The following is an 11,764-nucleotide window of genomic DNA, read 5'->3' as shown; positions in this document are numbered from 1 at the left end:
CAAGCACTGGCAAACATAACAATGAGGACGCTCCAATGCTCGAAACTGACCGCGACACCACGGCCTATCGCAACGTTCGCACTCGCTACCGGCCCCACGCATCTTGGAGTGCCGTGTTCGCCGGCATCGCATTGGCTCTGGCCATTTCGTTGCTGCTGCACCTCCTGGGTACTGCCATTGGCACAGCCACCATCGACCCGGCCACCGAAGCCAATCCTGTTGCAGGCCTTGGAAAAGGCGCCGTTATCTGGATGGTGCTCGCCGGCATCGTGTCGCTGGCCATAGGGGGTTATGTCGCGGGTCGCATGGCGCCTCGTCACGGCATGCTGCACGGCTTGCTGGTCTGGGCAGTGACGACGCTGGTCACGGTCTATCTAATCGCCAGCCTGGTCGGTTCCGCCGTATCGGGCACGGCCAGCATGGTCGGTTCGGGCCTGCAGGCAGTCGGCTCCGGCATTGCCTCGGTAGCGCCAGCGATTGGCGGTGAGATCAAGCAGCAGGTCAAAGAGGCGGATATCAACCTTGACCTCAGCGACATCCAGGCGGAAATCAAGCAGGCGCTGCGTCAGACCGGCAAGCCGCAGCTGGCGCCACAGAACCTCGAACAGGACGCCGAAGCGGTTCAGCAGCAGGCGCAAACCCGCGTCGAACAGGCTCAACAGCAACCGCAGCAGGCCGATGAGCAACTGACCCAGCTGATCGAACAGATCCAGCAGAAGGCTGAGGAAACGCTGAACGCCGCCGACCGCGAAGCGCTGGTCAACCTGATGCAAGAGCGCGGCAACATGAGCGAGCAGCAAGCCGAGCAAATGGTCAGCCAGATCGAGCAGCAGTATCAGCAGGCCTACATCAAGTTCCAGGAACTGCGCGCTCAGGCCGAGATGAAAGCCCGTGAAGCTGCCGAGCAGGCTGCCAAACGGGTTTCCCAAGCGAGCTGGGCGCTGTTGATCACCCTGTTGATCAACGCCGTTGTGGCTGGTTTCGCCGGCATGTTCGGCTTCCGCCGTCAGCCAAAACAGTCCGACGCGGTTTAACCCTCTGCACCCCGGCGCTCCCAGCGCCGGGGCTTCTTCAACTCCGTAACCCGCCCCACTCTCTTTTCCCTCGCTGCAGACTTCCGATCGCGAACCGCTAGAATGGCCGCCTCCGAACCACGGCCACGTTATTCAATGCGCACACCAGAATCTCGCGTCGCCATTATCGGCGGCGGCCCCGCCGGGTTGATGGCGGCCGAAGTGCTGAGTCAGGCAGGCATTGCCGTCGACCTGTATGACGCCATGCCCTCGGTCGGCCGCAAGTTTCTGCTGGCCGGCGTCGGCGGAATGAACATCACCCATTCCGAGCCTTTCGAGCCTTTCGTCGCGCGCTATCGCGAACGCGCAACGGCACTTCGTCCTCAACTGGAGGCGTTCACACCCGAGCAGCTGCGCGAGTGGATTCACGGGCTTGGCATCGACACCTTCGTCGGCACCTCAGGGCGTGTGTTTCCCACGGACATGAAAGCTGCACCGCTGCTGCGTGCCTGGCTGCGCCGCCTGCGTGACGCCGGCGTACAGATTCATACGCGTCACCGCTGGCTGGGCTGGCACGCTGACGGCAAGCTCAAGCTGCACAGCCCGGATGGCGACCTCAGCGTCCGCGCGGACGCCGTGCTGCTTGCTTTGGGCGGAGGCAGCTGGGCTCGCCTGGGTTCCGACGGCGCCTGGGTTGCGCTGCTGGAACAGCACGGTATCTCGATTGCTTCACTGCGTCCCGCAAACTGTGGCTTCGAAGTGAAAGCCTGGAGCCAGCATCTGCTGGATAAATTTGCCGGCGCGCCGCTGAAAACGGTAAGCCTCGCACTTACCGGTGGCGCCCCGCGCAAGGGTGAGTTCGTCGTTACGGCCAAAGGAATCGAAGGCAGTCTGGTCTACGCGCTGTCCGCCGAGATCCGCCAGGCAATCGAGCAGAACGGCAGCGCTACCGTCACGCTGGACCTGCTGCCCGACCATGCACCGGAGCGTATCCTTCGCTCGCTGGCCAAGCCGCGCGGTTCGCAATCGATGGCCAAGCACCTCAAGCGTCAGCACGGCCTTGAGGGTGTCAAGGCGGGGCTGTTGCGGGAGCTCGCGCCCGCCGAGGCCTTCGATGATCCGCAACAGTTGGCAGCCGCGATCAAGGCGCTGCCGATCAGGTTGCTGCGCACACGTCCGTTGGACGAAGCCATCAGCAGTGCCGGCGGCGTGCCGTTCGAAGCACTGGACGAGGGCCTGATGCTGCGCCAGGCGCCAGGCGTGTTCTGCGCCGGCGAGATGCTCGACTGGGAAGCGCCCACCGGTGGCTATCTGTTGACCGCCTGTTTTGCCAGTGGTCGAGCTGCAGCGGTGGGCATGCTGCGCTGGCTGGGGATTGATGGCTCGACCAAGCCCTGAGCGGATGGCATTCGCTTAAGCCAGATGCCTGAACAACGCCACGACGACGATCCCTGCCGTGATCGCCGGCAGCGGCTTCTTGACCAGGAGCATCGTCACCGCGGTGGCCAGAAAGGCTAGTCGCGCGCCGTTATCCCCGTTGACCGCCATCGGCGTCAGCAGGGCCACCAGCACCGAACCGGACATGGCGCTGATGAACTGTTCAGTTCGCCGGCTGATGGGCACGAACGACATGGCAAACACTCCGCCCCAACGGGTCACCAGGGTGACCACGGCCATGATCAGAATGATGACCAGCGCTCCGGATCCCGCCGTCTGCAGCGTCACTTCGACTTCTCCATCCACAGCGCGCCCAACAGGCCACCGGCCAGCGCTCCGACTACCACATGGCTGTTGGCGGGCAGGTACCAGTACGCCAACATCGACGTCCCGCCGGCGACGATCCAGATCACGGTCATCCGCAGATCCTTCTTGCCGCCGACGACCATCGCCAGCAGAAAACAGCCCATAACCATGTCCAGTCCCCAACTGACCGGATCATGGATGGCACTGCCGAAATAAAGCCCCAACCAGGTGCCCAGCACCCAGAACGTCCAGAGCGCCAGGCCACCACCGAAGAGGATGCCAAGCCCCGGCTTGCCAAGATTGAAGGCTTGCATGGACATCGCCCAGTTGGCATCCGAGACGACCAACATCACGGCAAAGCGCTTCGCCGGCGGCAAATGGCGCAGATAGGGATACAGCGTCGCGCCCATCAACAGATGTCGCGCATTGACGGCAAACACCGTGACCACCAGCGGAACGACCGGAACATGGGTGCCCCAGAGCTCCAACGAGGCGAACTGCGAAGCCCCGGCGAATACCAGCGCGCTCATCGTCAGGATCGAATAGTCGTCTAGCCCGGCCTGTGTCGCGGCCAGACCAAAGGCCAGTCCGAACACCACGACGAACAGCGAAATCGGCGTCAGCTGCTTGAAGCCAGCCCATACGTCAGCTCGGCCAAGCGAGTACAGCTCCGCTTCCGCGTTTGCCACAAGAGACCTCTCAACTATCTGTCAGGATGATTCACGGAAAGCTCCGAGCCGCTGACGGTTCCAGCGATGCTCGGCGTTGTCGATATGACAGCCGCGTTGACCAGCGTTTCATTCGGATGCTTCTGCTACTCAATGGTGGCGAGGCAACCACAGCGCGTCAGGGCATATGCCGACTAGCGTTTTTTCGCCGGTTTCGAGCCGCCCAGGCTCGGCACCTTGCGGATCGGCTTGGCGTTGGGCTTCTCGCTTTCATCGAACCAGTTGCCCAGGTGGATGCGGCCCTTGCCGGCACCCTCCTTGGGTTTCTTTGGTTTTTTCGGTTTCTTGATGATCTGCCCGCCCGGCTGGGTCGTCGGCACCCGATGATCCGGGACGAAGCCCGGCTCGTCGTGGCGCGGCAGAACCTGCTGGATCAGGGTTTCGATGGCCGCCAGCTGATCGACTTCGTCAGCAGCGACCAGCGACACCGCTTCACCCGTGGCGCCCGCCCGCCCGGTGCGGCCGATGCGGTGCACGTAATCCTCGGCGACGATGGGCAGGTCGAAATTGACCACCTGCGGCAGGTCATGAATGTCCAGGCCGCGTGCAGCCACATCGGTCGCCACCAACACCTGTACCTCTCCGGTTTTGAAGCGCTCCAATGCGCGCAGCCGCGACGCCTGCGGCTTGTCCCCGTGGATCGCGTCACTGGCGATGCCTTCGGCCTGCAGCTCCTCCACCAACTGATCGACGCCCTTGCGCGTCTTGACGAATACCAGCACCTGGCCCCAGCGCTTTTCGGCCAGCAGATGCAGAAACAACTCAGACTTGCGCTTCTTGTCGACAGGCACCAGCCACTGTTTGACCGTCTTGGCGGCGGCATTCCGCGGGCTGACCTCGATGGACAGCGGGTCGCGCAACAGCTTCTGCGCCATCTGCCGAATCGCATCGGAAAAGGTCGCGGAAAACAGCAGCGTCTGGCGCTTTTTCGGCAGTGCACTGAACAGCGCTTCGAGCTCTTCGGAGAAGCCGAGGTCGAGCATGCGGTCGGCCTCGTCCAGCACCAGCGCCTGCACCTGGCTGAACTTCACAGCGTTCTGCCGGTACAGATCGAGCAGCCGACCAGGCGTTGCCACCAGCACGTCGATGCCCTTGCGCAAGGCCATCATCTGCGGGTTGATGCTGACGCCGCCGTAGACCGCATAGGCGCGCAGCGGAAGGTCCTGCCCGTAAGTCTTGAAGGACTCGTGCACCTGTTCCGCAAGCTCCCGAGTCGGCACCAGCACCAACGCTCGGACCGAATTGCTGGTCACCTGCGGGCCTTCATGGAGCAGCCGCTGCAGCAGCGGCAAGGCGAAACCCGCAGTCTTGCCGGTGCCGGTCTGCGCGGCGGCCATCAGGTCGCGGCCCTTGAGCACGGCCGGTATCGCCTTGATCTGGACGGGCGTCGGCTGGGTGTAATCAAGCGATTCGAGGGTGCGTAGCAGCTGATCGATCAGGCCCAAAGAGGCGAAGGTCATGACGGTAACCGGGAGGACGAAAACAGGTTGCGCAGTTTACTCGAAAGCAAGCTGGAAGCTGGAAGCTGGAAGCTGGAAGCTGGAAGCCAAGCGTAGATACCGTCTTCCCCATTACCGAGCAAGGGCCAGTTGAGGGTCGAAACGCTGGCCCGATTTAAGTACCCCATAGGCGATGTGCAGCAGCTTGCGCATCGCTGCACAGACGATTTGTTTTCCAGCGCTATCTACGTCGCAGGCTCAAAGCCTAAGGGTGGATACGGCTTCCTGGCCTTCCCCCGATGATCAGTCGGGAACTATCACCCCAACATAGCGTGGTAGTCGAGATACAAGGGTGGATGTCGCTGTTTACATCCACCGCAACTCCGCTCGGAGGCATAAGACGCAACCTACAAGCGAAAACAGCGTGGACAGGTCGCACCAACCGGCAAACTCGCTTCAAGCTTCAGCTCGTGCGTTCCGATGTTTAACGCAGCAACAGCTTGCCTTCGATGGGCACGTAGCGCGTGGCGGCGCGAATCAGCGAGTTCGCCGTCAGACCGGGCGCGCCATAGGCCGTTGCTTCGGCACCGCCGGCACGCACCCGGTCGAGCAGCAGATCAAAGTCACCATCGCCCGAAGCCAGCACCACCTCATCGACACGCCCGATCACATCCAGCACATCGATGGTGATGCCCACATCCCAGTCGCCCTTGGCCGAGCCGTCGCTGCGCTGGATATAGGGCTTGAGCTTCACCGTGAACCCGAGGTTGCGCAGGATCTGCTGGAACTGCTGCTGCTTGGCATCGCCCCGGTCAATGGCATAGGCGTACGCCTCAACGATTTCACCGCGCTCGCTGACCTCGGCCCACAACGCCGCATAGTTGAAGTGGCAACCGTGGGCCTGGCGCACCGTGTAGTAGAGATTCTGCACATCAGCAAACAGGGCAATCTTCTTCACGCGGCGACCCGGGCGGATGAATGGCCAACCAGTATGGACTGCGGCAGCGCCCGTGTCGCCGGCCGGTCGCCTGGCATAACCAGCCCGATGCAAACCACTTGCATTGGCAATACTTCGTTGAACACAGCCAGGATCGCCAGCCCGGTCGAAATACTCACTTGGCCACCACACTGCGCTTCTCGGCTATTACTGCCGATGATCGTTGCCCCTCGCCTTGCCTGCCTCGTCTACTTTTCCACCGGCCTGTTAAAGTGCGCGCCTGATTTCCCCATGAGCTGCCGCCCTGCGATGAATGTCCTGTCCATCCTCCGTGACGCCTGGTTTTTCTATTCCCGCAACCTGCTGTCCATCGCGCGGCTGTGCCTGCCACTGATCCTGCTGGAGAGCATCGTTCGCCTGGCCATCGACCAGCTGATCGGCAAGGGCGCCATGCCGGCTCAGGAGCTGCTGGTCGGCCTGATCTTCTATCCGCTGTATATCGCCGCGCTGATCCTGTTTCTTGACGCACGTAGCCGCGGTCACGCACCGCCGCTGCGTGAGGTGATGATGCGCGCGTTACCGCTATGGCCATCGATGGCGGTGCTGGCCGGTCTGGGCACCCTGCTGATCATGCTCGGCGCCTCGCTGTTCGTGCTGCCCGGGCTGTGGGTGATGGTCAAAATCGCCTTTGCCGAATACCTGCTGGTGATACGCGGTTTGAGCCCGCTGGCGGCACTGAAGCAGAGTTTCCTGGAAACCCGTGGTCACTTCCTGCTGATACTCGGCTGCATCCTCGTCGTGCTGGCGCCGCTGTGGCTTCTGGAGGCCTGGATGGCCGCACAGTTCTGGGCTGGCGATACAGCGCCAGGCGCGCTCGCCGTGGTGGTCGACTCTGTGGTCGGACTGGTGCAGCTATTGGCTACGGTCGTTTTGTTTCGCTGCTTCATGCTCTGCAGCGCGCCGGCCATCGCGCGCGACGAATCCAGGTGACGTAGCTGGAGGCAAGAGACGACCTGCGGGTCTAGGCTTGGTCTCCATCCTTTGCGGAGGCCGTTCCCATGAGCGATCACAACCCCAGCATCCTTTCCCACGTTTCCCTGGGCAGCAACCGTTTCGATGAGGCGGCTGCCTTCTACGATCAGGCCCTTGCCGCCCTCGGCTGCAAGCGCATCATGGCCCACCCGGGCGCTATTGCCTGGGGCCGTGACTACCCCGAGTTTTGGCTGCAGACGCCGATCAACGGCCAGGCGGCCAGCGTTGGCAACGGCACACATATCGGTTTCTTCGCACCTGACAAGGCCTCTGTCGATGCCTTTCACCGTGCGGCGCTGGCCGCCGGCGCCACCGACGAAGGCGCTCCGGGACCACGCGAAGCGTATGGCGAGCCCTACTACGGCTGTTTTGTCCGCGATCTCGATGGCCACAAGATCGAAGCTGCCTACTGGGACGTCGAGTTGATGCAAAAGCTCTACGGCGACGCGCCGATCGCCTAGCCCGTGCCCTGCGAAGTTCGCGCACCTGCCAGCCGCGGTAACAGCAGGTGCTCGAAGGCGCGCGGAAAGCAGCGCGCCACCAGGCGCGCACGCCAGTCCAGGTTCGACAGCACCAGCAACCGCCGTCGTTTCAGGGCGCCTTGGTAGATGGATTCCGCCACATCCTGCGGCGACGCTACGCGCCCTACCGTCAGAACCGGCTGCGGCGCGGTGGACCCATCACCGATCAGCACGTTTTTGCGCAGGTCCGTCGCGGTATACCCCGGACACACCAGCATCACATTGACGGCAGTATCGGCCAGCTCGCTGCGCAGGGTTTCGAACAGCCCGTGCAGCGCATGCTTGCTGGCGTTGTAAGCGCCGCGATCGGGCACCGGCGCGTACTGCGACAGCGAGCTGAGCACGATGATCTGCCCGCCCCGCGAGACAAGGCTCGGCAGCGCCGCCTGGGTGCAATGCAACGCGCCGTAGAAGTTGACCGCCATGATCCGTTCGAACACCGCCAGGCTGGTATCGGCAACACGGCTGCGATGGGTGATTCCGGCGTTGTTGATCAGCACATCGATACCGCCGAAGCGTTCCACCACCAGCGCAACGGCCCGCTGCACCGCCACGGCATCCGACACGTCGCAGCACAGCCCCAGCGCATCGGCGTTGTGATGGTCCGCCAGATGCTGCACCAGTCCGTCGATGACGTTCTGCTCGAGGTCGAAGATGACGACCCGTGCTCCAGCTTGGGCCATCCGCTCGGCCAGCGCGCGGCCGATGCCCGCACAGCCGCCGGTGATCACCACCACCTTGCGATCGAACACCTTGCTGGTGAATACCTTGCGATACATAAACCTCTCCATCGAATGTTCCGGGTCACCGAACCCGATCAGCCCGGCAGCGCTAGCCTCAAGCATAGCCAGCCTGCTCCTTGTCCGCTGGGGGCATCGCCGCGGCGCAGTAGCCGGGACCAGCCCGCGCACCCCTTCTGGACAGCCGGAGGCGTCGCGCGCCATGCTTGGGCGTGCGCGAATCACAAGGGGCAGTGAATTACCTTGAAGCCATTATTCTGGATACCGTTAGCAGCGGCTCTGGCAGCGCCTTGCGTTGCCTCGTCCGAAACGCAGAGAACCCTGACCGTCGGTTACTACGACTTCCCTCCAGCGATCTACAGCGATGCCCAGGGCCGCCCAAGCGGACCACTGGTCGACCTCACTCGGCGTGTACTCGCCCATGCGGGCTTTGAGGCGCAGTTCCGCGGCCTGCCGAGTGCCCGCTTGTATGGCGCCTTGCAAAGCGGCACGGTCGACCTCTGGCCCGGCGCGCCGGGAAAGCCGGAGCTGCTTGCCGATACGCTCGAGGGCCGCGAAACGCTCACCCACATCAGCCTCAACCTCTATCACCGGCCCGACACACCGCCCCCGAGCATCCCCGACAGCCTGCGCAAACGCGGTGTCATCACCATCGGCGGTTATAACTATTTGCCGCAGGTGAACCGGATGCTGCACGACCCGCAACTGCAGATTCTCCTGCACCGGACTGCCACCCACACGTCGGCGCTGGAGATGTTGAAGCATCGCCGCGCCGACTATCTGCTCGACTACCAGGCCCCGGTGAACCAGGCGATGAAACAGCTCGGCATGGAGGCGCTTCCCCATGTCGAGCTGCATAAGGTCGCCATACGATTCATCGTGTCGCGCCATGCCAAAGACAGCCAGACGGTGGTCGACTCGCTGGATCGCGCCTATGCCGAGATGGCAGCGGCCGGAGAAGATCTAAGCTTGCCTGAATAGACGCAAGCGCATATGGGCGCTGACAGGCATCGGCGGTGATCAGCCCGGGTGCGCGCTACTTGTGAAGCAGGCGGCGTGCAGCCGTAACTTCAGGTCCCGCGCGGCTTGGCGCGCGCGGTGGGCTCTGCTACCAGCGGGTCATCGGGCCAATAGTGTTTCGGGTATCTGCCTTTCAAATCCTTCTTCACATCGATATAGGTGTTTGCCCAGAAGCTCGCCAGGTCCTGTGTTACCTGCACCGGGCGGCGCGCAGGTGACAGCAAGTGCAGCTTCACCGGCAAACGCCCACCGGCGATACGTGGCGTATCTCCCAGGCCGAACAACTCCTGCAAGCGCACCGCCAGCACCGGCGGCGATTCACTGTAATCGAGCCGCACCCGCGACCCGGACGGCACGCCGATGGCGACCGGTGCCAGTTCGTCAAGGCGCTGCGGCAGCGGCCAGGGCAACAAGGTGGCGAGCATGGCTTTCAGATCCAGCTGGGCGAAATGCGCCAGACGCGAAACCTTGCCCAGATACGGCAATAACCAGTCCTCCAGCCGAGCCAGCAGCGCTTCGTCGCTGACGTCAGGCCAGTCACTGTCAGCGCCAGCCGCCAGGTCGATCTGCCGGAGCAGGCTGATACGCGCCTGCCACTGCCGCAGTTCCGGCGTCCACGGCAACAGCTCCAGCCCCTTGCGCCGGACCAGCCCGAGCAGCGCTCGCCCACGCGCTTCGTCATCCAGGCCAGGAAGAGGCTCGCGACTGAGCACCAGCTCACCAACCCGCCGCTGCCGCTCGGCCCGCAGCACGCCTTCGCGCTCGTCCCATTCCAGCTCGTCGCGCAAGCTGACCATCTCGGCCAGCTCCGCCTCGAACAACCCTGGGTCCAGCGCCGCCGCGCGGTAGATGCGCTCTTCTCGCTGGCCCTGGCGGCTGCCCAGCTCGGCGATCACCAGCCAGGATTCTTTCATCAGCGCATCCGGCTCACCGAAGACCGCAGCGCGACCGTTAGCCAAACGGTACTCGCCACCACCGTCCCGACGTTGGCGAGCGATACGGTCGGGATAGGCGAACGCCAGCAGCGCCCCGTGCCAGCGATGATCGGTCGCCTCGGCAGGAGCAACAGCCGAGGCACCTCGCAGCAGGCTGCGAAACTGTCGCGCCAACTGGCGCACCCGCTGCGCGCCGGAATGCCGGCCCGCGCTGCCATCGAGCAGCCCGAGACGGGTTGAGATGTCCACGCCGCCGCCGCGCTGGATATCGCGCTCGACCAACAAGGCGGCAATGTCGGCAGCCAGCGACGCCAAGCCAAGTGCCTGGCCGCGCAACAACAGATGCGCAATACGCGGATGCGCCGGCAACTCAGCCATGGCCTGGCCGTGCGCGGTCAACTGCCAACCGCCACGGACATTAATACTGAGTGCACCGAGGCGCTGGAGCAGGTCCTGCGCCTGTCGGTAGGCCGCAGCAGGCGGCACATCGAGCCAGGCCAGTTCATCCGGTTCGACACCCCAGCGCGCCAACTGCAGCGCGACGCCGGCCAGATCGGCCTGAAGGATTTCCGCGTCGCCATAAGCTGCCAGCTGCGCGTGCTGATCCTCCGACCACAGCCGATAGCAGGCGCCAGGCTCCAGCCGCCCCGCGCGCCCGGCACGCTGGGTCGCCGAAGCACGCGAAATACGCCGGGTTTCCAGACGGGTCATGCCACTGCCGGGATCGAACCGCGGCACCCGCGCCAGCCCGGCATCGACCACCACCCGCACGCCCTCGATAGTGAGGCTGGTCTCGGCAATGTTGGTCGCCAGCACCACCTTGCGCTTGCCCGCCGGCGCAGGCTCGATGGCGGCGCGCTGGGCGGTCAGCTCCAGCTCGCCATGCAGCGGGCAAAGCATGACCTCGTCTCGACCTGCCAGCTGCTCGGCCAGCAAATCGTTCGCACGACGTATCTCAGCCTGGCCCGGCAGGAAGACCAGTACGCTGCCGGATTCCTCATCCAACGCCTGCATCACCGTCTGCACGACCCGCGGCTCGATGCGTTCACCGGCCTGAAACGGTCGTCCCCAGCGCTGCACGACCGGAAACATGCGGCCCTCGCTGCGCACCACCGGTGCGTCATCCAGCAAAGTCGACAGCCGCGCGCCTTCCAGCGTGGCGGACATGAGCAACAGCTTGAGCGGTTCATCGCGCAGCAGCACGCGCGCATTGAGGGTCAGCGCAAGGGCCAGATCGGCGTCCAGGCTGCGCTCGTGAAACTCATCGAAGATCACCAGCCCCACGCCTTCAAGGGCCGGATCGTCCTGCAAGCGACGCGCAAGGATGCCTTCGGTGACAACCTCGATGCGGGTGTTCGGCCCGACCTTGCTGTCCAGCCGAATGCGATAGCCGACAGTTTCGCCAACCTTCTCGCCCAGCTCGCTGGCCAGGCGCTCAGCCGCCGCACGGGCCGCCAGCCGGCGCGGCTCGAGCATGACGATCGACTGCCCACCGAGCCATGACTCGTTCAACAAGGCCAGCGGCACTCGGGTGGTCTTGCCGGCACCGGGCGGTGCTTTTAGCACCGCTTCGTCACGCGCTAGCAGGGCCTGGCGCAGCGCCGGCAGGGCTTCATCGATGGGCAGGGCAATCATGGGAACTCCGCTTCAAGGGCC

General features: G+C 63.9%; 12 protein-coding genes. 5 read left to right on the top strand and 7 right to left on the bottom strand.

Annotated features, from left to right (window positions below; genetic code table 11):
* Nucleotides 1-35 precede the first annotated feature (35 nt).
* Together ALTERO38_RS02040 and ALTERO38_RS02035 are read left to right on the top strand one after the other, a co-directional pair.
* The gene (locus ALTERO38_RS02040) at nt 36-1,034 is read left to right on the top strand and encodes a YrzE family protein (RefSeq protein ID WP_102837047.1); all 999 of its coding nucleotides are present in this window, start codon (nt 36-38) and stop codon (nt 1,032-1,034) included.
* A 135-nt stretch (nt 1,035-1,169) separates the two neighbouring features.
* Nucleotides 1,170-2,411 (top strand): TIGR03862 family flavoprotein, encoded by a 1,242-nt coding sequence (locus ALTERO38_RS02035; protein WP_159967090.1) that lies wholly within the window; start codon nt 1,170-1,172, stop codon nt 2,409-2,411.
* A 15-nt stretch (nt 2,412-2,426) separates the two neighbouring features.
* Here the strand turns inward: ALTERO38_RS02035 and ALTERO38_RS02030 are convergent, their stop codons facing one another.
* From ALTERO38_RS02030 to ALTERO38_RS02010, 5 genes are all read right to left on the bottom strand, one after another.
* Nucleotides 2,427-2,738 (bottom strand): AzlD family protein, encoded by a 312-nt coding sequence (locus ALTERO38_RS02030; RefSeq protein ID WP_159967089.1) that lies wholly within the window; start codon nt 2,736-2,738, stop codon nt 2,427-2,429.
* Nucleotides 2,735-3,445, bottom strand: coding sequence for an AzlC family ABC transporter permease (locus ALTERO38_RS02025; protein WP_159967088.1), 711 nt, complete (start codon nt 3,443-3,445; stop codon nt 2,735-2,737). The genes ALTERO38_RS02030 and ALTERO38_RS02025 overlap by 4 nt, the downstream gene beginning before the upstream one ends.
* A gap of 173 nt (nt 3,446-3,618) precedes the next feature.
* A complete protein-coding gene (locus ALTERO38_RS02020; protein ID WP_159967087.1) occupies nt 3,619-4,944 on the bottom strand; it encodes a DEAD/DEAH box helicase in 1,326 nt (441 codons plus the stop codon).
* Nucleotides 4,945-5,407: 463 nt separating this feature from the next.
* Nucleotides 5,408-5,881 (bottom strand): NYN domain-containing protein, encoded by a 474-nt coding sequence (locus ALTERO38_RS02015; RefSeq protein WP_159967086.1) that lies wholly within the window; start codon nt 5,879-5,881, stop codon nt 5,408-5,410.
* The gene (locus ALTERO38_RS02010) at nt 5,878-6,039 is read right to left on the bottom strand and encodes a hypothetical protein (protein WP_159967085.1); all 162 of its coding nucleotides are present in this window, start codon (nt 6,037-6,039) and stop codon (nt 5,878-5,880) included. Before ALTERO38_RS02010 ends, ALTERO38_RS02015 begins: the two co-directional genes overlap by 4 nt.
* A 130-nt stretch (nt 6,040-6,169) precedes the next feature.
* Between ALTERO38_RS02010 and ALTERO38_RS02005 the strand changes: the two genes are divergently transcribed.
* On the top strand, nt 6,170-6,850 hold the full coding sequence (locus tag ALTERO38_RS02005; protein ID WP_159969616.1) for a YciC family protein: 681 nt from the start codon (nt 6,170-6,172) through the stop codon (nt 6,848-6,850).
* Between the two features lie 68 nt (nt 6,851-6,918).
* The gene (locus ALTERO38_RS02000; protein ID WP_159967084.1) at nt 6,919-7,353 is read left to right on the top strand and encodes a VOC family protein; all 435 of its coding nucleotides are present in this window, start codon (nt 6,919-6,921) and stop codon (nt 7,351-7,353) included.
* Here the strand turns inward: ALTERO38_RS02000 and ALTERO38_RS01995 are convergent.
* Nucleotides 7,350-8,192 carry an SDR family oxidoreductase gene (locus tag ALTERO38_RS01995; RefSeq protein ID WP_159967083.1) on the bottom strand — a complete coding sequence of 281 codons (843 nt, stop codon included), beginning with the start codon at nt 8,190-8,192 and terminating at the stop codon, nt 7,350-7,352. The genes ALTERO38_RS02000 and ALTERO38_RS01995 overlap by 4 nt on opposite strands.
* A 204-nt stretch (nt 8,193-8,396) precedes the next feature.
* On the opposite strand from ALTERO38_RS01995, the gene ALTERO38_RS01990 reads away from it, so the two are divergent.
* The gene (locus ALTERO38_RS01990; RefSeq protein WP_256663746.1) at nt 8,397-9,134 is read left to right on the top strand and encodes an ABC transporter substrate-binding protein; all 738 of its coding nucleotides are present in this window, start codon (nt 8,397-8,399) and stop codon (nt 9,132-9,134) included.
* Nucleotides 9,135-9,223: 89 nt separating this feature from the next.
* Here the strand turns inward: ALTERO38_RS01990 and hrpB are convergent, their stop codons facing one another.
* Nucleotides 9,224-11,743 carry an ATP-dependent helicase HrpB gene (gene hrpB, locus ALTERO38_RS01985; protein WP_159967082.1) on the bottom strand — a complete coding sequence of 840 codons (2,520 nt, stop codon included), beginning with the start codon at nt 11,741-11,743 and terminating at the stop codon, nt 9,224-9,226.
* Nucleotides 11,744-11,764: the final 21 nt, after the last annotated feature.

Source organism: Pseudomonas sp. 9Ag, assembly GCF_902506445.1.
GTDB lineage: Bacteria > Pseudomonadota > Gammaproteobacteria > Pseudomonadales > Pseudomonadaceae > Stutzerimonas > Stutzerimonas stutzeri_AB.
Note: the sequence above shows the minus strand (reverse complement) of the source record. Positions and strands in the feature narration are given on the sequence as shown.